Origin of the sequence: Neobacillus sp. C211, from assembly GCF_051842875.1 — a bacterium.
Lineage (GTDB): Bacteria > Bacillota > Bacilli > Bacillales > Cytobacillaceae > Neobacillus.
In genome coordinates, this window is record NZ_JBPXRO010000029.1 from 36,423 (window position 1) to 60,000 (window position 23,578).

Here is a 23,578-nt window from a genome sequence, read left to right on the forward strand (position 1 = left end):
TTCCTCCTCTGTTTTCTTATTAGCTAAAATTAGCTAATTTGAACTGAACTAATTGCTCTAACACTTCCGTAATATCACCGTCGATACCAATAGATTTTGAAGCAATTACATCTGGAATATAAAGCTCGGATCCTTTATTAAAAGTAATGTAGGTCGCATTTTCCTCAAGACTCGTTAAATTCATAAACGGGGCTTTAATCATTTGATTTCTAGCACCTACGCCTAATTCCAGCAGGACTAATTTTTTGCCATGAGCATTATCGATAAAATCCTGATAAGCTTGAAAGCTTGCTTGCCATGCCTCACCCCTTAGAAAACTCTGATCGATTTCGACATGGACTTGCATTGAGCCGCCACACTCTGGACACTTAGGAATAAGATCCAGAGGGACTTTTCCATTCTCTTGGTGTTGGGCCATTTTACTCAATATTTCGTCACCTGGATAAATTCGAATATGGCAACCATGAGAACATTGCAAATACCGACTATTGCCTTCTATTTCGAAAAGGCGTTCCTTTTGAAATCCTGCCAGTGTAAAATGAGAATCTGTATTAGAGGTAACCACAAAATAATTTTTATCCTTCACCAGTTCATAAAGGTTCTTCATAACAGGACTAGCTTCCTTGTTGTTTAAAAAGTAGGCGTACATACGGCTGAAAAATGCCCACATTTCTTCCTCGGAAGGATATGGATAAAAAGATCCCTGTAGGATACTACGAAAACCATACTTTTTACGAAAATCGCCAAAATGTTCCAGAAAGGACAAATCCTCTGCAAAAATATTAAAACCTTCCGAAATGGCGAGTCCGTTACTTGCGCCGATTACAATACTGTCAGCCTCCTTGATTTTGCTTAAAACTTCTTGATACTTCTCTTCCATATGATCCTCCATTTTTATAAAATTTTGTTGAATCTGTGTATGAATTCGTGTATTCCTTACATATGCGAGCTGGATTGCTCAGTACTTATCCAATATCCGTATCTCTTTTTGCTTTCTCGTTCAAAGCATCTTGTAATACCACGGCAGTATCTTCATGAATGGCGAGTCCCTTACCCTTCAGTTCCCTTGGCAACAATGCGTCCTTTGGATTGATGGTAATATAGAATGCGTCTGGCCAACTGTAAGTCATGTTCCAGAATGGCTCTTTGATGAACATCGGTGTCATGGTTCCTACACCTAATTCCAGAAAGAGAACCTTTTTATCTTTATTTTTTATAAGATACTCATTGTATTTCATTAATTCCCTTCTGTAAGAGCTACCCTCCAGAAACACATAAGAGCGCACCCATGGTTCCATTTCCTGCCCGCACTTTGGACAAAACGGAATTAACTCTGTTGGAATTCTGGTTCCATCTATGTTTGCATACATGTTCTCAACTTGCTCTTTATTAAAATAAACCTGATCATGGCAACGGGAGCCGCATTGAAAATAACGCATATCCCCTTGAATTGGGGAAACTTTTTCTTCAGGGAAAGTCTTGGAAAACTGTGAGTCTTGATTCGTCGTAACAATGAAATAATTTTTGCCTTGAAGTAGTTGCAATAAATCAAGGTATGGGCGACCGGCTTCGGCATCATATAAAAATTTGATTTCAGTTGCAAGATAAGCCCACCGTTCTTCTCTTGTAGAAAAACGGTAATAAAATCCCTCAAAAAGGTTTTTAATACCATATTTATCTGCAAATTTTCCAAAATGCTTCAGAAAATTTTCATCAGTATGATAAAAACTGTGTCCAATAGCCTCAGACATCCCAGCAGCGCCACCAACCACAATCGCCTCAGCTTCTTGGATTTTCTTTAGTAATGTGTTGTCTTGATATTGTTGTGATAACATAATTAACTTGTCCTCCTAATGATTTTTTTCATAGTTGAAAATATTGATTTATATAGCACTCTCTCAAAAACAAATATTTGAATCCTCCTTTACTAGGACTCGAATGTATTATATAGTCATTATATATTCGTAAACAAGTATGTACTTTAATGACGCATACTATCTAGGAGGATAGTGTAATGATAAAAAGATCCAAGGTTAATGTTGCTGATATCAACGAGAAAATTTCTGAAAGCCAAGAACCTTTTTTTGGCTATACACTCTCCATTATCAACGGTAAATGGAAACTGCTAATTATTTACCATTTATCAAAAAACGGTACAGTCCGCTATAATGAACTTCAGCGTATGCTAGGGAAGATAACCTATAAAACACTCAGTTCTACATTAAAGGAAATGCAGAACGATGGTTTAGTTCATCGTAAGGAATATCCACAAATTCCTCCAAAGGTCGAATACAGCCTTACTGAAAAAGGGCAAAGTCTTTGGCCTATTATCCAAGAAATGTGCCAGTGGGGGGAGAATAATAAAGAAAAATAAAAGAGAAAAAAGCAGATATGCTGCATTGATGAGTTGATACTGAAAGGACCCTATGATTCTAAGCAAAAAAAAGGTATAGTACCTCAGTATTTGAGGAATATACCTTTTTTGTGTGTTTTTAGGTTTTAAACAATAAGAAAGTAAGATACATAAAAATCAAAAAAAACAAAAGTGAAGATAAAATAGAAATAAATATGATTGAATAGTTAGACGGAATAAATATGCCTTCTTGGATTTCCCTCCTTTTCCTTGTGTAATCGATAGTTGACAAAACAGCTGTTATAAAGCCAACAACACAAGCGAAAATCCCTAGAAATATCGCCAAATTATTAATAGCAGAATTGGAACTGATTTTAATAGTAAAATGTAAAGAAGTTGTTAAGAAACCAACACCTGTTATAGATATAGCAGTCCGAATCCAAGCCAGATAAGTTCTTTCATTTGCTAAATGCTGCTGAGCATATTTTACACTGTGTTCTGTTCTTTCTTTGATTATTTTTAAAGCTTCCATATATAGCAAATCCTCCTTCGCATGAGACTATCAAAAATCCTAATCTTTTCGAAGAAAAGCTTTTAGTTTAAACATAAAGGAAAAATATAGCTACTAGCTTTGCCCTTACAAATAGCTACTGGAATAAAAAACCATTTAAAAATTAGCAGTTTTACTTAGCTAGGAAGTTCCTTTTACACCTTTGTTTTTTGTTGTGAAGAGTATTCCTGATAATAGAATAACAGACACAACAATTAAGATGACTGTCATCCAATTTAGATTGGTATCAGTGACTCCAGTTGCAAACATTACCCCAAATACACTGGAAGCAAGGATATTACCTATAAATCTTGACATCAAAAATAGACCTGAAGCTGTACCGGTTTCTGATTTAGATACAAATGAATAGAGTAGGGTTTGCAAACCGATATTTAACATACCATTGCTAAATCCGATGATGGATAACACGATAAAAATCCAGTAAAGTGGAGAGCTATGGTCTATTGTCATTAAAAGGACAATACCTACGACTCCGATAATGACTCCTGTAAGTAAAGGGATTTTATATCCTGACTTTTCGATCCAGCGGGTGGCAAGTGGTGTACTAATGATAGAAAAGATTGACAGTGAGAGCATAATAATCCCCGTTAACTTATAGCTCAGCAAGAATACAGATTGTAAATACATCGGTATAGAAAGCAGCATGGCAAAGAAAATCAATGTTGCAAAAATGTATTGAATATATAGGAGTGAAATGTTGAGATTTTTCTTTAAGAACAGTACATCTATAAAAGGCTCTACCTTCCTTTTTTCAAAGTAATAGAATAAAAATGTTAACGCAATCGAACCTATTAAAGCCCATACGCTTAAACCACTTTTTAATGTTTGTAAAAAGTAAATCCATAAAGAAATCATACAACTGAAAACAATGATTCCAATTCCGTCCCACTTGAATGTTTTGGCAGGTCCCTTTTCATCTTGAGGAATAAAAAACAAACCCAAGACGGCAGAAATAATGATAATCGGGAAATTAACATAAAATATAACATGCCATCCGCCCTGCTGAATTAACAGTCCGCTGATTGTTGGTCCAAATGCTGCCGAGGTGGTAGCACAGACCGTTAGTGAACCAATCACTCTATTTTGGTTTTTTTCAATATAAGAACGAACAATTCCCATTCCGGCAGGATATAAAGCCGAAGTTCCAATTGCTTGTATGGCTCGCATTCCTAACAGAAACGGCATATTTTGAGATAATGGAGCAGCAAAGGAAGAAATACTGACCAGCAGTAGTCCTGACAGAAATATTTTTTTTCTTCCATATAAATCGCTCATTTTACCAATAAGCGGTAAGAAAATCGCACAAACAATAAAATATGAAGCGATTAACCATGTAATGTCTTTTGATGTAAGTAAAAACTCATTTTTTATCTCTGGCAATGCGACGGTAATCATCGATGTATTTAATGGGTTTAATATAATTCCAAACGCAATAGCTGCGATTAATAAATTTTGATTTTTAACGAATGAAACATTTTTTGCAAGTGACAAGAATCATACATCTCCTTTTGAGATGAACACTATTTATTAAAAAGTATCTCAATCTCTTTTAGCACCAAAAACCTATAAAACTTCCCCATTTGATTCAATCACCTTTTTATACCAATAAAAGGAGTCTTTTTTTATACGTTTAAATGTGCCGTTTCCGTTATCATCTACATCTACATAAATAAAGCCATATCTTTTCTTCATTTCACCTGTACTAGCAGCAATGATATCGATTGGTCCCCACATGGTGTATCCCATCAAAGGAATACCATCAATTTCAATCGCTTTTTTCATTTCTTTAATGTGATCTCTTAAATACTCAATACGATATGAATCATGGATACTGCCGTCTTCTTCAACTTTATCAGCTGCTCCTAAACCATTCTCTACAATCATTAAAGGTATTTGATAACGATCATATAGAAGATTTAATAAGTAACGGAGACCCATCGGATCTATTCCCCAGCCCCATTCACTTATTTGTAGATGAGGATTTTTGTAACCTGTTTTAACACCATTTAATCCGTTAAAAACTAAAGGAGAATTTTTTCCTACAACATGAGTCATGTAATAACTAAAAGATAAGAAATCAACCGTACCATTCTTCAAATCTTCTAAATCACCATCTTGAACAGGTAAAACGATTCCTTCACGTTCAAATTCCTTTAATTTATAAGCTGGATAATAGCCGCGACATTGAACATCACTATAAAAAAGCATCTTATGCATAAAATCATTCGTTCTTTGTAGGTCTTCAGGATCACAGCTTGCTGGATAAGCAACGTGTCCATTGTACATCATTCCCACTTTATTAACTGGATCAATTCTGTGAGCCATTTGCACAGCTTTGGCACTGGCTAAAAATTGATGATAGGCAGCCGTCATACGTACTTGCTCATCATTAGAGTTGACTCCGGCAGCCATCCAAGGTTTGGTTGACATGACATTGATTTCGTTAAATGTAAGCCAATATTTCACTTTTCCTTTATAACGATTAAAAAGTGTTTCGCAATACCGCAAATAAAAATCGATTACTTTACGATTTTCCCATGAGCCATAATTTAGTAATCCAAGTGGTGTCTCAAAATGAGATATTGTTACTAAGGGTTCAATTCCATATTGATGGCAAGTATCAAAGACATCATCATAATGCTTTAAACCCTCTTCATTGGGTACTTCTTCATCCCCATTTGGGAAGATTCTTGCCCAAGCAATGGACATGCGATAACATTTGAACCCCATTTCAGCAAATAATGCGATATCTTCCTTATAACGATGATAATGATCGACAGCATTGTGACTAGGATAATATCTTCCTTCCTCAACACCGTTTGTTATTTCTCTAGGAACACCATGAGCCGCTGCTGTCATCACATCTGCAGTGCTTAATCCTTTGCCGTCCGTTGAATACGCGCCTTCACATTGATTTGCAGCAGTTGCACCGCCCCATAAAAAGTCTTTTGGAAAACCCATTACTCTAACTTCCTCTCTTTTTATATTGGGATTGGGTGCCCTTTCGAGCAGCCAATCCCCACCATTATTAAGCTAATTTAAGTAAAGCTTCTCCTGGTTGTACATCTTTTCCTGTGATACTTAAAATATCTGCATAATCGGCTGAGTTTGTTACAATAAATGGAGTAATGACTTGATAACCTTCCTTTTTAATTGCATCAATATCAAATTCTAATAATAAGTCACCTTTTTTTACTATTTGTCCTTTTGCCACTTTTGGCGTATAATGGCGACCTCCTAATTTGACTGTATCAATTCCGACGTGAATGAGAATTTCTGATCCATTTTCACCTGTAATGCCAACTGCATGATGTGTATCAAAGAAGGCTGTTACTGTTCCATCAATAGGTGCAAAAACCTTTCCTTCTTCCGGAATAATCGCTACACCTTTCCCTAAAATTCCCTCTGAGAATACAGCATCATCTACTTCTTTAAGTTCAACTGCTTTCCCTCTGAGAGGTGAATAGATTACATTATCCAAAGTAATATCTTTTTTGGTTTCAGATTTGTTCTCCATGGATTCTTCAACTGGATCTTCAATGCCAAGGATATATGAAACAATAAATGCTGTAACAAACGATATGCCACAACCAATAGATGCATAAATTAAATTTGAAAAACCATCCGGTCCAATATAACTAGGCAATGAAAATAGACCTGGAGCAACTTGAGCATATCTTCCAACACCCATAATTCCTATAAACAGACCTCCAACCCCGCCACCAATCATCGTAGCAATTAATGGTCTTTTGAATCTTAAACTAATACCATACATGGCAGGTTCTGTAATACCAATAACCGCTGTAATCCCAGCGGAAGAAGCCAGTTGTTTAATATCTTTATTCTTTGTACGAAGTGCTACAGCTAATGATGCTGCACCTTCAGCAATATTTGAAACCATCATTCCTGGACCTGCAACTGTATCAATGCCTCTTGTTGCAAGCATATTCATACCGATAGGAATAATGCCGTAATGCATACCTGTCATGACCAAAAACGGCGTAAATGTACCTACCAACATTGGAACTAACCAGCTCACATAAGTGTTGAGAAAATTAATAACTGCTCCAAGTCCTAGACCAAGATTATTTCCTAATGGTCCAATCACAATCAAAGTCACTGGGGCTACAACAATTAAAGTTAACAATGGAGCAATCATTAGCTTCATAGAATTTGGCACAATCTTATCAAAAAAGGGTTCTACATAAGACATTAACCAGACTGCCAAAATGATTGGTATAACGGATGTTGCATATGAAACTAGAGGAACCGAAATACCGAGGAAATGTAATCCTGTACCAGCCTCTTTGGCCGCACCCACCATTGAAATAAACATAGGATGCACTAAAATTCCGCCAATTCCCATTGCCATATATTGATTAACATTAAACTTTTTTGCAGCTGAGACTGCTAACAGTAATGGTAAGAAATAAAATGCTGCATCCGCAATAAAACTCATAAACCGATAACTTTCAGATTCAACGGTTATCCACTTAAGTGCTATTAATAATGCCAGTAATGCTTTTAACATACCAGCTCCGGCGAGAGCTGGAATAATAGGGAAGAAGCACCCAGCAATGGTGTCTAATACTTTTGCAACAACACCTTTTTTCTCCCTGTCTTTTGTATCACTGCTACTTGCATCACTAAGATTTCCTAACTTGACTAGCTGTTTATATACATTGGAAACATCATTTCCAATAATGACTTGATATTGTCCTCCTTTGTTGACCACACCAACAACACCCTTTGTGTTTTTTATTGCTTCGGTGTCTGCCTTCTTGTCATCATTTAAATTAAACCGTAGACGTGTTGCACAGTGCCCTACTGATGAAACATTTTCTTTTCCGCCAACTTTTTCTAAAATAGTAGCTGCTAGATTTTTAAAATCCATATAACTTCCCCCTTTTTAAATTCCTGATAGATTTTTCAAAAATAAAACCCACCAGCAAAGGAAAGAAATCAACATATGATTCCTTTCGTTTACTGGTGGGTATAGCCTTTCGTAACAATCCCACGAAGCAAATTCACTATTTATTATTTTACTTTTTTCAAAAATAAAACCCACCAGCTTTAGAAGGAAATCAACTTAGGATCTCATTCTTTAACTGGTGGGTATAGCCTTTCGTAACAATCCCACATAGCAAAACCTGTTTATTGTTATGCACTTTCTCCTATCACTCTTCTAATGTGGATAGCAAGATAAATAAGTTCATCTTCTGTCAATTCACAATTGAATTCTTTTTGAACATATTCTTCAATTCGTTTCGCACATTTATATTCATTCGGATACTTGTTTTTAATTACACCTAAAAATCCTAGGTCTTCTTTGATACTTTCTTTTCCTTTAGATAATCTTCTAACAAAGTATTTAATATGTGTCCAAAACCTGTCAAAGTGTATTGAACTTTCATTAAGTTCTAAACCGTAATGGTATTTAACTATATCTATTATTTTCTTTTGTCTACGAATCATTTCCATCGTTTCTTGGATCTTTACGTTATCATCCATTTGCGCATTGACTAAATGTAATGCGATAAATCCAGCCTCTGAATCATTAAGTTTTACACCATGTCGCTTTTCAATAATTTTCAATGCTTCCTTACCGATTAGATATTCATGATTATAAAACCTGCTAATTTCCCATAATAAAACATTTCTTACTATTTTCCCTTTTTTAGCACGATCAATCGCATGGTATATATGATCGGTTAGACCTAACCAAATCGTATCATCTAACTTTTTATCTAAGGAATTGATTGCATATTTAACGATTTCATTTGTAGTTTGAACATATGTGTAAGGAATATTAGACAGTAATACTTCTAGATAATTACTATTTTCTTCTCCTTCAATGACATAAATTCTTTCTATTAACGTTTCATCAATGAAATCATCTTTCTGCTTTTTAAAACCAAGACCTTTCCCCATCACAAGGGTTTCTTTACCATCTTTATATGAGCGAACTAAATTATTGTTAATAACCTTATCTATATTCATAATTTCATTTGCCTCCAAGGTTATACAATAAAACATGAAACCATTCTAGCAACAAAAATCAGTATAGCCTGCCTGACAGTAACTATCCAATTATTTTGATAGTGTTATTGTATCTTCGTATGAAAACGATGTCAACTACTTATTTTTTCAATTTCAGTAAATGTTTTAATCATCTGACAGTCAAAGGATTTTGTTGATTAGTCTCTTGTATGGATAGATACAAAGTGTAGTTTCCATAATCGAGAATTTTATTAAGAAATTTTTCCAAATGGAAAGATGGAGTTAAGCAATCCTGATAAAGCAGCCGCTAACGCTGCTAAAGTTCTTGATTGGTTTAGACAAAATAACAAAGATAATATTTTTCATGTTCAGCATATCGCAAGTAGTCCTGAATTAGGCTTCTTTCTTCCAAATACAGAGGGAGTTGAACTACCTGAAACTGTTCTGCCATTAGAACACGAAAATATTATCGTAAAAAATTTCCCTAACAGCTTTTTAAAGACTGATTTAGAAAGCAAATTAAAAGCAAAAGGTGTAACCAAGGTAGTGGTTGTAGTTATTGTTCCAAAGGTGCCTCGTGCTTTTCTATTTTTTTCGCTAAGCTTTCTCCCAATTGGTTTTCTTTCCACATAACTGTAATACCGAATCCAATGACCATAATGACAGCAGCGAAAAGATAAGGATAGTGGATGTTTACGTCAAATAATATTCCACCCATCGCAGGCCCACCGATATTACCTAAGCTCGTATAGGTTGAGTTCATTCCTGCAACAAATCCTTGCTCTTTCCCGGCAGCTATTGATAAAAAAGTCGTCAATGCCGGGCGAAGCAAGTCAAATGCGAGGAAGATGAAGCAAGTTACCGCCAGCACTGCCAAAAAGCTAAAGATTACAGTGGACGCCACCGCCAATACTGCACCTATAATTAAACATAATTGGATCAGTTTCTTTTCACCAAGTATATCTACCATTTTTCCAAACATAAATACTTGCATAACAACTCCGAAGATTGAGCTGATTGTAATAATAGCTGCAATCTCCTTCGGCGTGAAGCCAAATTTATGATCAGAAAATAGGCTGAAAACTGTTTCATATGCTGATAAACCGAAAGCAAGTACAAATACAATGATAAAGGCAGTAAAGTAACGCGGATTAAGTGATCTTTTGAAATCGCCTATAAAGTTTGTTTGCATTGTATTAGCAGAAATTTCTGCAAGCTGTTCCTTTGTTAGAGGCTCTTTTAAGATATATATTGATGAAATGCATGCTAAAAAGGCAATGCCTGCCGCAAAGAAGAAGGGCATACGTATACCGTATTCTGCAATAAAGCCACCGATGCCAGGTCCGATAATAAAGCCAGTACTAATGGCGGCAGAAATATAGCCTATCGCTTTTGACCGTTCCTGAACAGATGTAATATCTGCAACATATGCAGTAACACCTGGCATAATAAAGGCGGCACTAATTCCCCCTAGAATCCTTGATATATAAAGCACTGATACATTCGTGCCTAGACCAAAGATAAGTTCTGAAACACCAAAAAGAAACAAGCCTATTATGATGATTTTCTTTCTGCCATAATGGTCAACCCATCGTCCTGCGAGCGGTGATATAAGTAGTTGTGCCACCGCAAGTACGGCGACAAGATAGCCCATCGTTTTTCCCGATAAATGCATGTTATTCATAAAAGATGGCATAACGGGGACGATGAGACCTATACCTAGAAATGCAATGAATATATTGCTTAAAAGAATAATTAATACCAACTTTTGTTCTTTAATTGTTTTCTTCATATTTAAACACCTCTTTCTGTATAATCATTGATGTGAAATACCTCTCCACAATACTGTCCAAGAGGCTCTAATTTATCCTTCAGCCGTTTTTCATCATTACTACCGTATACAAGCTCTAGCATAATGGAACCGACTACACCTAAGAAGGCGAAGGTCGGAGTTTTTGCTACATCTCCGCTTTTTACCTTAGCATCAATCCAATCCAGAAATTACTTTCCAATATCGCCTGCACCTTCACTTATAATTGGTACCTTGATTTTACTACAGTTAAAATTGTTCAAATAGGATTTACCCTGTTTGAACACGGGACGAAGAAATATGATAAAGGCAGCTTTCAACTTCCTACCGAAAGCTGCCTTTATTTATTAGAATATAATCGTATCTTGCTCGATAAAACTCTGTATTGATAGTCTAACTAATCAAAAGCTAATGCAAGTAGAAAAATTTTATATCAATTCTTTGCTTGGAGTCTTACGAGACCAAACAACTACAGGAATAAGCAACAGTGACAGAATTGCTCCAGAAAGCGATAGTATCGCATAACTATAATGAGCGACTACCAATCCTGATAACGCACCGCCGGTGGCACCTGATAATGCAAGCAAGACATCAGCAGATCCCTGTGTTTTTGCACGAATAGATGGATGTGTTGCATCTACAATGAGAGCCGTTCCGCTTATTAAGCCAAAGTTCCAGCCAACACCAAGTAGTACTAACGCACAGATAAGTAGTACCATTGAATCTGCAGGGGCAAAAGCTGCCAGCATACCAGAGGCCAGAAGCGTGGCACCAGAAGCAACAGCCATTGAAGTACGACCAACTTTATCTACAAGCATCCCTGTAAGAGGCGAAGGCAAGTACATGGCGCCTATATGAAAACCTATGACCAACCCCACTTCTCCCAAACGATGACCATAATGTCCCATATGGACCGGTGTCATGGTCATAATGGCCGCCATGACAAATTGAGTCAAAACCATTACTATAACGCCCACGACAATTCCTCTCTTGTTTATTATAGAGCTTTCGGAATTTGGTTCTGCCTGCACAGTGCGGTTTTCCCCCTGGGCATTCGCTATGGCTGTAGATACAATCAAAGGGTCTGGACGAAGAAAAATTAAGAGAACCAATCCGGCAAGGATAAAAGCCGCAGCCGCTAAGATAAAGGGGCCAGCCAAAGTTGGAGCACCAATAGAATCCGCAAATTTTCCCATCACATCGACCAAGTTAGGACCCGCTACAGCACCAAAGGTAGTAGAAACCATGGCCATGCTCACAGCAGTTGCCCGCTGTTTAGCTGTCGCCAGATCTGTACCGGCATAGCGCGCTTGCATATTTGCGGCGGTACCAGCTCCATAAATAAGCAGGGAAGTGAATAAAAGCACGACGCTGTTGATTAAGGCAGCAATTATAACGCCGACCGCACCCAGTCCACCAGCAAGAAAACCGGCTGCAAGTCCTGGTCCACGGCCAAAACGCTGTGAAAGTCGGCCTACAAGCAGTGCGGCCCCTGCAGATCCTAAAGTGAGTAAGGCAACTGGAATCCCTGCTGCACTTTCCGTCCCTAGCATATCTTGTGCGAGAAGTGCGCCAACCGTTATACCAGCTGCAAGTCCTGCCCCTCCAAAGATTTGTGATAGGATCAAAATTCTTAATGTTTTTTTATAGAGCTGTTTTTGTTTGTCTGTTGAATCAAGATAACCTTGCAACCAAACAGGATGCTGTTTTGACCTACTTGTATCCCATGTTTTAGTTACCATAAAACTACACTTCCTAACAAAATAATTTTTTTGCACTTTCTTGTCCATCCTCTTTTAGAAGGTTTCGTTCAATAAATAATTAAGGAGCTCATGATTATCAACTACATAATCATGAGCTCCTTGTATACTACAGAACAAATAAATGCTTAGAAACTGCACAAAATAAAATTAACATTCACAATTAATCTGAGTTTCTATTCAAGATCAGAACTTTATCCAACAAAAGGATGCTTTACCACAAATCGGATGCCAACAAATCTTCACTGACAATGCTAGTGGAGACAAATCATAAAGAACCGGACTAGACGATGCTTTTGATTTTTAAGAGAGGAAGACACATTGGTTGTTTGGAAAAGTGCTTTATAAAAACGACGAACTAATTCTTAATTGGTTTCAACTGACATGATTGTCTTTCCACTCATATAAAATTAAAACTACAATTTCTGTCTGCTCTGATTCTTTAAAATGAATATGATTCTCCATCATCAGGTACTAAAACATTCGAGGAGATTCCTTTTTCATTAATAAAGCTTTTTAATTCTTCTTTTGATAGTGTCCAATGATTAACAGCTTCCATATGGACAGAAATGATTTTTGCATCTGGAGCTGCTTTATAAACTTCATAAATGTCATCTTTCCCCATAATTAGAGAACCACCTTCAGAAAGTTGAACATCCCCACCGTTGACAACAATGATATCTGGTTTGTGTGTTTCAATTACTTCCTGAACAGCTTCATACCAAACAGTATCTCCAGCTACATATAAAGTTTTCTCAGTTGAGTGTTTGAAGACAACGCCGCACACTAGACCAGTAGCCTTTAGGATTTCTCCTCTTCCATGCTCGCCTTTTGTTTTAATTAATTGGATTCCTTCAATGACTGTATTCTCTTGTAAAACCTCTACATTTTGGAAGCCTTCATTTCGAATTTCAGTCGCATCTTCTTCATTTTGGGAAAATATTTTAATCTCTTTGGGCAGCGCTTCTTTAGCAGCATCATCCCAGTGGTCATAATGTAGATGAGTGACAATAACAGCATCAACATTATGAATGATATCGTCAATGGATATTGGTAAACTAACTAAAGGATTATTTGAGTTGTTTTTTCTTAATGAAGGGAAAGGCGGGTAAGTCCCTTTTTCTGATAACATTGGATCGATTAAAAACTTCTTTCCCGCATATTCAACGACAATTGTTGCATTACGAATTTGATGTATATTCATATTTATTAACTCCTTTATCTTTTGAAATTTCCTCTGAACAATGTATAGTTTAAACTATGGACACATGACGGGTACATAGATTAAGTAAAGTCTTTTGGCGGTTTGACTTTATTTATGAAAGGAGTTAAATAAATGGCAACAAAGCACTGCCATCTTTAACTCCAAATGGTGAGGTGGTTAGTTCCAGTGCTGTAGAGACTGAAGCTACTGCATTTGCTCCTTCAGTATTACCTAGAGAACTTTCACATGATGAATAATAGAAGTGATTCATGCTTTTGGAGACACAACCAGACGAGCTAATGAAGCTGGTTTTGATGGTGTTAAATTCATGGTGCACACGGATTTTTACTTCAAAACTTCTTCTCTCCTTTCTTCAATAGACGTGAGGATGAATGGGGTGGCTCTCTAGAAAATCGCTTGCGTTTCCCATTGGCAGTCATTCAGGAAATGAAAAATGTGATTAAGAATCACGCAACAAAGCCGTTTATTTTAGGGTATAGAATATCACCCGAAGAAAATGGCGGTTATGGGATGGAAGATGCCTATGAATTAATTGACCGTCTGGTTGAACAGGGTTTGGATTACATCCATGTTTCACTTGATGATGTATCTTCAAAACCATATACTGCTTACGTTACTTCAATAAGAAAAGCCGCCGAAAAGGGCAGCCAGTTACATATAAGCAAAAGAATTGTATTACTATTTTTAAAGACGCTTCACTTCAGTGTAAAAAAAGTGGTGCAAAATCAACATTTTTAAGCCATATATACTCCTGACCATTTAAACCATCCTTCACCCAAACATCACCTTTAAACTCCTTGCCCTTCTTGCGAAACCAAGTAAGATACGACCCAACAACTTGAGGATTTACGTCAAGTTCATTCTTCTTTGGAAAGGTGATTTGTTTTTGTTCTTCGGTTTTAATATTGATAACGTAAAGGGTTGTGAACATAATTGGAACAGGCCCTTCATGCCATTCTTTGTTTTCTTTTGCACGGGCCACAACCACTTTATCTGGTGAGAACCATTCTAAATCAAGGTCTACATAACCCTTGGGTGTGTATTCCTTTTGCTGCTTAGTGGTCGGCATGTCTGCAATTGTAGTTTTCTTGTTTTCAACAAAAAATCTTCCTTCTCCCGAAATATAGGCTAGGTGATTTGCTGATGGAGACCACTTTATCCAGTCCTCGTTCAACAGCATTTTTCCTACCGCCTGAAATTGTTTTCCTTCTGATGACAAAACACATAACGTATTACTATCCATCGACCAGGAGGCAGTAGGAACCAATAGAAAACTAACCCATTTACCATCATAACTCCAGTTAAAAGAATTAGTATCAGTCCCAAACAAATCAGGTTCTTTAGTTTGAATCTTGTAAAAAGGCATCATTTTTTTCGCATCCATATTTGCATCAACTGGGACTCTAAAAAGCGGTATTGGCCCCCAGCCTGTAGGAAGCATACAGGATTGAGAAGAAACTAGTAATTCTATCCCGTTAGGAAACCATTCAAAGTAACTCGCACCTAAAGAAACATTCTCAAAGCCTTGAGGACGACCATTCTTCATTTTTGTTACGTTCATTACACGTCCAGAAAGGTAAGCTAATTGATTTTTTATTGGAGACCATTTAAAGTATGATGTTTCCACCCTTACATAAGGCTGATAGCTTTCTTTTTCCTTGGTATCATAAATGAATAAATCCGTTTTTTCTCCCTTCTCGTCACCATCAATATAAGCAATAAAACGACCATCATAGGACCATTTCTGACCATAAACATATCGCCCCTTTGTGACTTGTATTTCTTTATCGCCTTTTTTGATCCATAGCTGATGGTCACGGATAAAGGCAGCAGTGAGCGGCACTTCCGCATCAACCATCACCGAAAAATGAAAACAGAAAAATATCAGTAATACTAATATCCGAAACACCATGTCATTCCCTCCTGCTTTGTAGGTTGTCCTGAACATTAAACGCAATTCTCAAAATATTCAATGAACAGATGCATTATTGAAATGAACTTTCTGTATTAAAATCTGGTCGTTTTTTTAGATATTCGATCTTTTTCGATTGGTACATATTATCCTGGAATTCATAGGTAATAAGAATTCCACCTTCTATTGGCGGAGAAATTTGACCACTCATATAAACCACAAGATTGTTTTTATATACCGAAAAAACAATCTCCTCATGTTTTAAATATTCATAAAAAGTAACGCTGGTTTTCGTCTTACCTATCGTTATCTCAACTTTGTCGTTAGATAACTTTTTTGTTTTTACATACTTGTTGATTACCGCTACTGGGTTATCAATTAACTTTTCCTGATATATATATCCAATGTTTGTCTTCGTTTTCTGTAGTACATGTGCTTCTGTAATATTTATTCCTGTGCCGTGTCCAGTTGTTAATATGATGACTAACTCTTCTTTTCCATCCTGGTTAATATCTTCGAAAAATAAACTTGGACCAAATGCAGGTGCAGAAGAACTTCTCCAATTTGGGAACCATCTTATTCCTCCATCTAGCTCCAACCTAAATTTTTCTAAATTTCCTTCTCTTTCTGTGGCATAAAGAGTCGCATTAGTTTTCTTTAACGTTGCCACAACTTTCGATTGAGGTTCTCTTTTATTAGAAATATGAAGGGTCTTGCTTTTCTCATCATATTCGACATCCAATTTAAGTTCGCTGCTGATTGCTTCAATTGAAACGAAAGGCGACCCATCTATGATTTTCACAATGGGAGGGATGCCAAATACTGGCTGCCCATTTACAAAAACCCTTAATGGTACCATAGCAGATGCCACTGGAACAATGGAAAGTAACAACACAACGAATACGGTTAAGAAATACTTTATTTTCATTTAATCAACAGCCTCTAGGGTATTTTAGTTAGCTTATTTTTCCCAGGCTGACCCTTTACTAGCAAAAATAATAATCTCTTATTGAATTAACCTGCTTCGTTAGTTGAAGAACAAAAAAGCCACCATTTATGGCAGCTGGTTCTTCAAGTAACGCACCCTTTACTTTAAGTACATTTCTTCACAAACTGACCCTACTATAAGAAGAGGAAATGCCGCAAGGGCTGTTGACAAACTAATTCTTTAAAAAAGAAGCCGATAAATCACTAATTTAAGTAGTGGTTTTTCGGCTTCTAGCATTCAATATATTGTACAAAACAACAATGGTAAGTTATTTGTCAACAAATCCAACAGCAACTTCAACAGCATTTATCCGATATTTATGTCGGCTATTGAATAGAGTGCCGCTTTTCCTGCCATCCTTACTCGTGTGTCTTCATGCTTACAATAAAGCGTACCACCTCTACTAGATAGCTGTCTTGCTACCATTTCACTCTTCTTTAGTCTCTCCGCCCAAAACGGTACTAAGCCACAGTGTGCCGAGCCACATACAGGATCCTCATTTACTTTTAACTTCGGGAAAAACGCTCTTGAAACAAAATCATATTTATTCCCTTTGGCAGTCACAATAACTCCAAGACCCTCTGGTAGCTGCTCCAGTTTTGAAAAGTCAGGATTTAGATTGTTCACTGTTTCTTCTGACTCTAAAACTAATAAAAAATCTCTATTCAGATAAACTTCTATCGGTGTGGTTCCTAGAGCATCCACCATCTGTTTAGTAACAGGGAATTCTTTTGAAACAACTGCAGGGAAATCCATTTCATACAGTTCATTTATTTTGTTTACGGTAAGCACTCCACTCATCGTATCGAATCGGACTGTCTCCAATTGAGTTTCAACATAATTCATAATGACATAAGCAGTAGCTAATGTTGCATGACCACATAGATTTATCTCTCCTCCAGGTGTAAACCATCTCAACCGATAGCCATCTTCTTCCTTCACAGCAAATGCTGTTTCTGAAAGGTTATTTTCAATAGCTATTTTTTGCATAGTGTCTTCTGGAAGCCACTCCTCCATGATACAGACTCCAGCTGGATTTCCTTCAAACACCTTGTCAGCAAATGCATCTACAACATAATATCTCATTATTGAGACCTCCTTGTTTTTTCATAATTAACACCTCCCATTAACTTGAAAACGTAGTTATCCCGATAGTAACCGCAAAAATAATTAAAATAATACCAAGTCCACGGTCAAACCAATGCATATACTGTTTATAGAGTTTTCTAAAATAGCTATTTGAAATAAGTATCGCTAGCGAGACAAACCAAAGACCAATAGCTAAAATGGTTTCTCCACCATAAACCCAACGCATCCAATCGGGAGTGTCGTGTCCGAGAAATTGAGAAAACACACTTAAAAAAAATAAAGGAGCCTTTGGATTTAAAAGGTTGCATAATAATCCCTCACGAAAACCCAGTCTTAAAGAGGGTTGCAAGTTCTGTTCAACGCTTATTTCATTTGAACTTTCAGGTTGTGCCTTCGAACGAATACCTTTATACCCTAACCATAGTAAATAGATAGCCCCAGTAAGTTTAATGATATTAAAAAGAATTGGAAATTTTTCTAATATGATTGAAAAACCCAAAATGGTGTAAGTAACATGAACAATTAACGCACTTGCAATACCTAATGCTGTAGCAATGCCATATTTTTTTCCTATTCCTAAACTATTTTTCATAACAACAACAAAATCAGGTCCAGGTGATAAAGCTGCTAAAATACCAATCAAAAATATTTCCGCATACATAAAAACTTCTCCTTATCTTTTCGTGTTGGAAATAATATAAGTAAATAAATCACTTCCTTGCCATAATGAATTAAAGTTGTCATTCCCTAATTTGTCTGTAACAACTTTCATCATCATATCGTGGCGAATATATTCCTTAGCTAAGAGAACTAACATTGGTTCAGTTGTTTGAATAGCCTGTGGAATTTGACCATCAACAAAAGCCGCAATCAGTACCTCTTGATTATCTTGTATAATAATTGTTAATCTTTGGCTCATTCTATTTTTTTCAACAGAAGCCGAATATTCACGATGATAAAACGCATTTCCAAAAGATGATGTTTCTACATTTGTAAAGAGTAGAGAATACATTGCAATTCCTTTTTTACCTTGTTCTTCGGCAGAACTACGCAAATCCCCCAGTTCCTCTTCCCAAGCAGAAAGCCAAATCTCCTCATTTGATGCCTTCATTAATTTTTGCATTGCATGAATGATTTGATTTCTTCCTTCAATATGCTTAATCACATTCACTTCTACAGGTTTTTCAATAACTTGCAGTTCTTTCTCTAAATAGGTAAGTGTCTCTTCAGTTTGCCTTTTTCGATTCATGACTAGTTCCTTTACTGGTACTGGAGTATAAGTCGGTGGTTCGGTTCGGAGCTCCATGATTGCTTCTTTCAATACTAATTTTGCAATGACCGAATAAACCATCGAGCGTGGCACACCACTCTTTTTACTTATTTCATAACCATTAATAGCAGGCTCCTTAAGTAATGTTATATAAACCTTTGCTTCATTTTTTGAAAATCCAATCTCTTCAAATTGCTCAATTAAATGTTCCATAATAACCTCCTCTATAGTTGTGATATGTATTACTACTACAAATAAAATAAAATTCCTTGTCAATAAAATAAAAAAAGTGAGAAAATTTCCTCACCACTAGAATTAAAATATTTAATACATCTTCTTCTACAAACCTGCCCTTTAGTTAAATAAGAGTAATGAAAAAGGACTGGTCAAAACAGTCCAGTTGTTGTCAAAATATAAATAATCCGTTGAAAAAAGGAAAGCGAGTAAATGAAGATCAATGAAGTATCTTCTCATTATTTTTTAAATTTACGGTTTCAGTTTTATCATTCCAAGTTAGGGTGCTGTTATTTTTTCATTTTCTTGGGTAATTGAACAACCACTGCAAGAATCTTCACCTGTTACCAATACCCCATTCTCGATAGAAGTTTCACCGCCCGTTTTTCCAGTAGCAGTTTCAACAGTATATTTTATCTTTTTAGGAACTGGCTTTTCCCCGATATATCTTATTGTAACTTTTGATGATTCACTTTTCTCGTCAAACACATTTACTGAATATTTAACTTGCCAATTTTTACTTACTCCAACGAAATTCATCAATTTATCCTCTGAACAAGCAGTTAATAAAACGGAAATAAGAGAAAACATTAAAAGCTTTTTTATCATACAAAACCCCCTCCCTGTTATTAATTATATATGAAGGAAATGGATTTTTCTTCCTTTTTCTTTTTCAACTAACCTGCCAGTTAGCACAATAAGAAAAAGGCTGCCGCAGCAACCTGATCTTAAAGTAAAGCACCCGTGAGCTTAAGTGAATTGGTTCACAATTGCCTAATCTATTCAATTATCTCGCCTGAATAAACTTTAAGTTTTTCTTTAGCAATTGCCAATGCACTGTTTATGTTGTCAGTAAGTGAAAATTCTGTGGACTTTTGTAGTCAAGTTTCCCATTCGCTATCCTAAAAATAAACGTCAATTTCTAAAAGCCCATCTTTCAAACGTTTATTAATTTCCACTTTATATGACTTACTAGGTGAGTATATTTCTTTAACAAGTTCAAGCATAATTCTACACTCTCCTATGAATATGTATCTAACCGTAACTTCTTGTTCAACTCTTGCCCTCCGTTATCTGAAGAAGAACAAGTTATTTAAGTGTTTGTAGTTCTGTTCGTGTGTCTGCTTTTGTTAGGATTTTATAATCGATTATAAACTTAGAATGAGGGAGGTAATGTATTACAAACCATCGTTCGGAAGATTCACCCTTAATTTTTTCTGGCATAGAGAAATTAACATCATCCACAATGACCTCCCAATGTCTTGGACCAGTCCGAGGCATATGAAACTCAAATTTAGTCGGAATTCCCTCAACAGTTTTATAATTATTTTTTAAATAGGAAGTTAAATCAACCCATTCTTGTGAGAGTAACATCATAAAAATGGTTATAGCCAGGTGGATAAAACGCTGTTTTCCGAACTCTTTACGAAACAAGATGATAATACAACACAACGCAAGTATTACAATTGGAAGCGTAATGATAAGGTACAGAGGTATGTGTATAGATAACAAAGAGGTTACAAATGAGATTATTAAGAAAACGAACCAAGTAACATTGAGAATTTTATCGAATGGACTAAATTTAGTATTTATGTCGAGTAGTTCTGGAAGTGGGGAATCTCCCCACATAAAGTTCCAAATGCGTTTTTGTAAGGAGTTTTTTTCATTTTCATCTTTATTTCTTGAATCCGTCATAATATATCCTTTCTATGATTAAGGTTGGTACTTAGTTTTATATACGTTTCCCTGCCGAATAAGTTTCAACCCTTGTTTAACTAACCTGCTTCGTTAGTTCAACAACTGCAAACGTAAAACAACCACCCTAATAACGAAAGGTTGTGACAAAACGGTGTTGTCAAAAGGTATTTAACTCAATATCCCTATTAACCATATTTCATCTGATGGATAATCATTATCTTCGCCGTCTGCTCTAAATCCTTTAACATCTACCCCATTGGGCAGGTGTAATCCCCACTCAATTTCAAGGTCTGGATTTAAAGAAATCAGTCGATGACCATCTGCCTCTTGACTAAACAAGCCCTCATAAAAACTTTCTAAACCTTTTTTCGTAAAAAGAATCGTAATTTGAGCACCAATTAAATTTGGCAAAGGGAAAGTACAAAAGACTCTATATTCCCTCTGGGACTCTGTTTTCATATCAATCAAAAGTTTAATTCTATTAATAATAGTTTGCACAAAAAATTTCCTTACAGAATTCGGTGTTTTTTTAGAATCAGGAAAGAAGTCATCGAAGCAAATTTGAAGGGTAGAGTAACCTGGATAAGATGGGTCATTGTTTTTTGGTAGTGGAAAATATTCAGTTTTTTCAGTTATATAGTTGGAAAAAGTACGACATTTTCTTTTTAATCCCCTTAATTTCTTTTTTGAGTGGCTATGAGTAAACCATTGTTTCATAATGTAAAATCCTCCACATACTTTATTTCTTTATGTATAACACATTTATATCAAATTTTTGTGTAGGTTTTGTGGACATTTTTGCCCATTATAAGAAGACTGCATAAATGTAGTAGTAGAAACCCCTTTATCTAACTTAAGCACCCGTTAGCACAATAAGGAATATCAATGATTTAATCCCTGTAAGATTTGAGCCTCATTCTTTATCCTTGATATTACATCGTCTTCATTCAACACAAAAGATTTATCATCAAAATCAAGCCTATCAATCATTTCACTAATTTCAAACCAAAATGACAGGTCATCTGAACTATCTAACTCCGTAGCAACAATTTGAAAAATCATTTGTGCCAAGTCAAATATCTTTGTATAGTCATTAGCCTTTATGATTCTATTTGCTAAAAGACCTATGTAGGCTCTTGCACATATCTCAAAGGTTGGTTCTTTAATTGCCAACTCTTCTAATGCTCTTTTAAAATACACTTCGACTTCAAATAGATTATCATCAAATGAAAATGAAGAAAGAATATTTAAGGATGGTGATGATACATTTTTTTCTAAAAGACTGTGAGACCAATTTACATAATCCTCAGTTGAAACCGTTCCCTTATGAATTTTATAAAATAAAACATTTGTTTCCACTTTATCACCCCCTATTAAGGATTATTTTCCTTGAACCAGATAAATAATCCTTCTTTCACTAACCTGCTTCGTTACTTCAATAAGATATATTGTTTTTCTTTAGTGTTGAACGTATTTCGTAACCGAAATTACTAGGGAAAATTTCAATTTCCTGTTGAAGAAACATACGAAGTATTCGTAAATCAAAATTTCATACTGCATAGAATTAAATGCTAAAATTAGATTAACCGACTAAGTAGGATAGGAAGGCGATTTTATTGAATATCAATCAAAATGCGATTGAATTACTTGAAGAGAATAATTATGAAGAATCATTAAAAATGTTCCAAGAAGCCGTAAAAATATCCAGGGACATTCAATCATTGACTAATCTTTCGTGGATCTATTGCTATGAAGAATATGATGATTCGAAAGCCGTTGGTTTGTTGGAAGAAGCGATTAATATGAATCCAACATCTCATTTTCCATACAATCTATTAGCTGAGGTTTATTTGAGGTTAGAAAAGTGGGAAAAAGCCAAAGATATATTGGAGAAATCTATTGCTATCCATCCTACTAGAATCGCTTATAATAATTTAGGTGTTGCTCATTATCATCTAGGACAAATAAAAGATGCATCAAACTTTTTTCTACTTGGCTCGGAACCTTCCGATTGGGCAATGTATAGCCATATAAAGTGTTTAATTGAATTAGGAAATATAAATGAGGCTAAACTTAAACTCGATACATTCTCCGAAAAGGATGATGAATTTGTCGGTGAGGTTGATGTAGCTGACTTATATGTTGAGTTGAACCGTCACGAAGAGGCTGTACTATGGTTTGAAAAGGGTTGGGACGTTTATGCAAAAAATCCCAATTGGATTAGTCGATATGTTTACTCGTTGATAAATCTAAATAATCCAACTCGTGCTCAAGAATTGCTTAATGAAACAATAAATGAAAAAATTGAAGAAATCAAAGATATGCATGAAGAAGAATGCGATGAGGATTGGACCGAAAGTGATAAGCAAGAACGCATTAAAGAATTGATTGCTGAAAAGAAAGAGTATGGACAAATATATGCTCGAATTTCAGAAGGTTATTTTCCCAAAATGGAATTTGAAACATCGATAGAGACGGCTTGTTATCTTTTTGGATGTAAACGTCATAACCATCCTGAATATCAAGAATAATAATAAAAAAACGTTTGGTTCAAGCGTTTTTTCTTTGTCTGTAAAAAATCAACATATTATTTAACAGAGCCTATCTAAAAAAAGACGGCTGCCGTTACAACCCTTTATTCAACTCAAGCACCCGTTAGTTTAAGTAC

The 23,578-nt window shown here is 35.8% G+C and carries 22 protein-coding genes and 1 pseudogene; 4 read left to right on the top strand and 19 right to left on the bottom strand.

The features are described from left to right. Positions 1-19: 19 nt before the first annotated feature. The gene (locus ACSU6B_RS22560) at positions 20-880 is read right to left on the bottom strand and encodes a hypothetical protein (protein ID WP_410888519.1); all 861 of its coding nucleotides are present in this window, start codon (positions 878-880) and stop codon (positions 20-22) included. An 85-nt stretch (positions 881-965) separates the two neighbouring features. Continuing rightward, positions 966-1,835, bottom strand: a complete 870-nt coding sequence (locus tag ACSU6B_RS22565) for an NAD-dependent protein deacetylase (RefSeq protein WP_410888520.1) — start codon at positions 1,833-1,835, stop codon at positions 966-968. 179 nt (positions 1,836-2,014) lie between these two features. On the opposite strand from ACSU6B_RS22565, the gene ACSU6B_RS22570 reads away from it, so the two are divergent. Continuing rightward, on the top strand, positions 2,015-2,374 hold the full coding sequence (locus tag ACSU6B_RS22570; protein WP_410888521.1) for a winged helix-turn-helix transcriptional regulator: 360 nt from the start codon (positions 2,015-2,017) through the stop codon (positions 2,372-2,374). A gap of 118 nt (positions 2,375-2,492) precedes the next feature. Here ACSU6B_RS22570 and ACSU6B_RS22575 read toward each other — a convergent pair whose 3' ends face one another. From ACSU6B_RS22575 to licT, 5 genes are all read right to left on the bottom strand, one after another. Beyond that, the gene (locus tag ACSU6B_RS22575; RefSeq protein ID WP_410888522.1) at positions 2,493-2,885 is read right to left on the bottom strand and encodes a YidH family protein; all 393 of its coding nucleotides are present in this window, start codon (positions 2,883-2,885) and stop codon (positions 2,493-2,495) included. Between the two features lie 159 nt (positions 2,886-3,044). After that, a complete protein-coding gene (locus ACSU6B_RS22580) occupies positions 3,045-4,415 on the bottom strand; it encodes an MFS transporter (RefSeq protein WP_410888523.1) in 1,371 nt (456 codons plus the stop codon). A gap of 72 nt (positions 4,416-4,487) precedes the next feature. Beyond that, entirely contained in the window at positions 4,488-5,885 is a 1,398-nt protein-coding gene (locus tag ACSU6B_RS22585; protein WP_410888524.1) for a glycoside hydrolase family 1 protein, read from the bottom strand. A gap of 67 nt (positions 5,886-5,952) precedes the next feature. Beyond that, positions 5,953-7,818, bottom strand: coding sequence for a beta-glucoside-specific PTS transporter subunit IIABC (locus ACSU6B_RS22590; RefSeq protein ID WP_410888525.1), 1,866 nt, complete (start codon positions 7,816-7,818; stop codon positions 5,953-5,955). A 266-nt stretch (positions 7,819-8,084) separates the two neighbouring features. Further along, positions 8,085-8,924, bottom strand: coding sequence for a BglG family transcription antiterminator LicT (gene licT, locus ACSU6B_RS22595; RefSeq protein ID WP_410888526.1), 840 nt, complete (start codon positions 8,922-8,924; stop codon positions 8,085-8,087). A gap of 276 nt (positions 8,925-9,200) precedes the next feature. Here licT and ACSU6B_RS22600 point away from each other — a divergent pair, with 276 nt between their 5' ends. Then, the gene (locus ACSU6B_RS22600) at positions 9,201-9,557 is read left to right on the top strand and encodes an isochorismatase family protein (RefSeq protein WP_410888527.1); all 357 of its coding nucleotides are present in this window, start codon (positions 9,201-9,203) and stop codon (positions 9,555-9,557) included. On the opposite strand, the gene ACSU6B_RS22605 is transcribed toward ACSU6B_RS22600, so the two are convergent. The 3 genes from ACSU6B_RS22605 to ACSU6B_RS22615 all read right to left on the bottom strand — a co-directional run bounded on the left by ACSU6B_RS22605 (position 9,481) and on the right by ACSU6B_RS22615 (position 13,698). Continuing rightward, positions 9,481-10,716, bottom strand: a complete 1,236-nt coding sequence (locus tag ACSU6B_RS22605) for an MFS transporter (RefSeq protein ID WP_410888528.1) — start codon at positions 10,714-10,716, stop codon at positions 9,481-9,483. The genes ACSU6B_RS22600 and ACSU6B_RS22605 overlap by 77 nt on opposite strands. 446 nt (positions 10,717-11,162) lie before the next feature. Continuing rightward, positions 11,163-12,476, bottom strand: coding sequence for an MFS transporter (locus ACSU6B_RS22610; protein ID WP_410888529.1), 1,314 nt, complete (start codon positions 12,474-12,476; stop codon positions 11,163-11,165). Between the two features lie 460 nt (positions 12,477-12,936). Then, positions 12,937-13,698: an MBL fold metallo-hydrolase gene (locus ACSU6B_RS22615; RefSeq protein WP_410888530.1), complete on the bottom strand. Its 762-nt coding sequence runs from the start codon at positions 13,696-13,698 to the stop codon at positions 12,937-12,939. Positions 13,699-13,832: 134 nt separating this feature from the next. Here ACSU6B_RS22615 and ACSU6B_RS22620 point away from each other — a divergent pair. Beyond that, positions 13,833-14,298 (top strand): annotated as a pseudogene (locus ACSU6B_RS22620) (NADH:flavin oxidoreductase); the annotation flags it as partial. Positions 14,299-14,419: 121 nt separating this feature from the next. Here ACSU6B_RS22620 and ACSU6B_RS22625 read toward each other — a convergent pair. The 9 genes from ACSU6B_RS22625 to ACSU6B_RS22665 form a co-directional block, all read right to left on the bottom strand. Then, the gene (locus ACSU6B_RS22625; protein ID WP_410888531.1) at positions 14,420-15,631 is read right to left on the bottom strand and encodes a translocation protein TolB; all 1,212 of its coding nucleotides are present in this window, start codon (positions 15,629-15,631) and stop codon (positions 14,420-14,422) included. A 73-nt stretch (positions 15,632-15,704) separates the two neighbouring features. After that, positions 15,705-16,559, bottom strand: a complete 855-nt coding sequence (locus ACSU6B_RS22630) for a hypothetical protein (RefSeq protein ID WP_410888532.1) — start codon at positions 16,557-16,559, stop codon at positions 15,705-15,707. A gap of 366 nt (positions 16,560-16,925) precedes the next feature. Beyond that, positions 16,926-17,705 carry a PhzF family phenazine biosynthesis protein gene (locus ACSU6B_RS22635; protein WP_410888533.1) on the bottom strand — a complete coding sequence of 260 codons (780 nt, stop codon included), beginning with the start codon at positions 17,703-17,705 and terminating at the stop codon, positions 16,926-16,928. A 40-nt stretch (positions 17,706-17,745) separates the two neighbouring features. Further along, positions 17,746-18,369, bottom strand: coding sequence for a LysE family translocator (locus tag ACSU6B_RS22640; protein WP_410888534.1), 624 nt, complete (start codon positions 18,367-18,369; stop codon positions 17,746-17,748). Between the two features lie 12 nt (positions 18,370-18,381). Beyond that, a complete protein-coding gene (locus ACSU6B_RS22645; RefSeq protein ID WP_410888535.1) occupies positions 18,382-19,191 on the bottom strand; it encodes a TrmB family transcriptional regulator in 810 nt (269 codons plus the stop codon). Positions 19,192-19,491: 300 nt separating this feature from the next. After that, complete coding sequence (locus tag ACSU6B_RS22650) at positions 19,492-19,821, bottom strand: hypothetical protein (RefSeq protein WP_410888536.1); 330 nt, start codon at positions 19,819-19,821, stop codon at positions 19,492-19,494. A gap of 480 nt (positions 19,822-20,301) precedes the next feature. Continuing rightward, entirely contained in the window at positions 20,302-20,907 is a 606-nt protein-coding gene (locus ACSU6B_RS22655; RefSeq protein WP_410888537.1) for a hypothetical protein, read from the bottom strand. A 171-nt stretch (positions 20,908-21,078) separates the two neighbouring features. Then, a complete protein-coding gene (locus ACSU6B_RS22660) occupies positions 21,079-21,627 on the bottom strand; it encodes a DUF3916 domain-containing protein (RefSeq protein ID WP_410888538.1) in 549 nt (182 codons plus the stop codon). Between the two features lie 165 nt (positions 21,628-21,792). Next, positions 21,793-22,269 carry a hypothetical protein gene (locus ACSU6B_RS22665; RefSeq protein WP_410888539.1) on the bottom strand — a complete coding sequence of 159 codons (477 nt, stop codon included), beginning with the start codon at positions 22,267-22,269 and terminating at the stop codon, positions 21,793-21,795. A 257-nt stretch (positions 22,270-22,526) separates the two neighbouring features. Here ACSU6B_RS22665 and ACSU6B_RS22670 point away from each other — a divergent pair, with 257 nt between their 5' ends. Then, a complete protein-coding gene (locus tag ACSU6B_RS22670) occupies positions 22,527-23,441 on the top strand; it encodes a tetratricopeptide repeat protein (RefSeq protein WP_410888540.1) in 915 nt (304 codons plus the stop codon). Positions 23,442-23,578 lie beyond the last annotated feature (137 nt).

What these genes read in the sequence shown, in the direction of transcription:
- ACSU6B_RS22560 (WP_410888519.1), bottom strand. Translation starts at nt 880, where the DNA reads ATGGAAGAGAAGTATCAAGAAGTTTTAAGCAAAATCAAGGAGGCTGAC.
- ACSU6B_RS22565 (WP_410888520.1), bottom strand. Translation starts at nt 1,835, where the DNA reads ATGTTATCACAACAATATCAAGACAACACATTACTAAAGAAAATCCAA.
- ACSU6B_RS22570 (WP_410888521.1), top strand. Translation starts at nt 2,015, where the DNA reads ATGATAAAAAGATCCAAGGTTAATGTTGCTGATATCAACGAGAAAATT.
- ACSU6B_RS22575 (WP_410888522.1), bottom strand. Translation starts at nt 2,885, where the DNA reads ATGGAAGCTTTAAAAATAATCAAAGAAAGAACAGAACACAGTGTAAAA.
- ACSU6B_RS22585 (WP_410888524.1), bottom strand. Translation starts at nt 5,885, where the DNA reads ATGGGTTTTCCAAAAGACTTTTTATGGGGCGGTGCAACTGCTGCAAAT.
- ACSU6B_RS22590 (WP_410888525.1), bottom strand. Translation starts at nt 7,818, where the DNA reads ATGGATTTTAAAAATCTAGCAGCTACTATTTTAGAAAAAGTTGGCGGA.
- licT (WP_410888526.1), bottom strand. Translation starts at nt 8,924, where the DNA reads ATGAATATAGATAAGGTTATTAACAATAATTTAGTTCGCTCATATAAA.
- ACSU6B_RS22600 (WP_410888527.1), top strand. Translation starts at nt 9,201, where the DNA reads ATGGAGTTAAGCAATCCTGATAAAGCAGCCGCTAACGCTGCTAAAGTT.
- ACSU6B_RS22605 (WP_410888528.1), bottom strand. Translation starts at nt 10,716, where the DNA reads ATGAAGAAAACAATTAAAGAACAAAAGTTGGTATTAATTATTCTTTTA.
- ACSU6B_RS22610 (WP_410888529.1), bottom strand. Translation starts at nt 12,476, where the DNA reads ATGGTAACTAAAACATGGGATACAAGTAGGTCAAAACAGCATCCTGTT.
- ACSU6B_RS22615 (WP_410888530.1), bottom strand. Translation starts at nt 13,698, where the DNA reads ATGAATATACATCAAATTCGTAATGCAACAATTGTCGTTGAATATGCG.
- ACSU6B_RS22625 (WP_410888531.1), bottom strand. Translation starts at nt 15,631, where the DNA reads ATGGTGTTTCGGATATTAGTATTACTGATATTTTTCTGTTTTCATTTT.
- ACSU6B_RS22630 (WP_410888532.1), bottom strand. Translation starts at nt 16,559, where the DNA reads ATGAAAATAAAGTATTTCTTAACCGTATTCGTTGTGTTGTTACTTTCC.
- ACSU6B_RS22635 (WP_410888533.1), bottom strand. Translation starts at nt 17,705, where the DNA reads ATGAGATATTATGTTGTAGATGCATTTGCTGACAAGGTGTTTGAAGGA.
- ACSU6B_RS22640 (WP_410888534.1), bottom strand. Translation starts at nt 18,369, where the DNA reads ATGTATGCGGAAATATTTTTGATTGGTATTTTAGCAGCTTTATCACCT.
- ACSU6B_RS22645 (WP_410888535.1), bottom strand. Translation starts at nt 19,191, where the DNA reads ATGGAACATTTAATTGAGCAATTTGAAGAGATTGGATTTTCAAAAAAT.
- ACSU6B_RS22650 (WP_410888536.1), bottom strand. Translation starts at nt 19,821, where the DNA reads ATGATAAAAAAGCTTTTAATGTTTTCTCTTATTTCCGTTTTATTAACT.
- ACSU6B_RS22655 (WP_410888537.1), bottom strand. Translation starts at nt 20,907, where the DNA reads ATGACGGATTCAAGAAATAAAGATGAAAATGAAAAAAACTCCTTACAA.
- ACSU6B_RS22660 (WP_410888538.1), bottom strand. Translation starts at nt 21,627, where the DNA reads ATGAAACAATGGTTTACTCATAGCCACTCAAAAAAGAAATTAAGGGGA.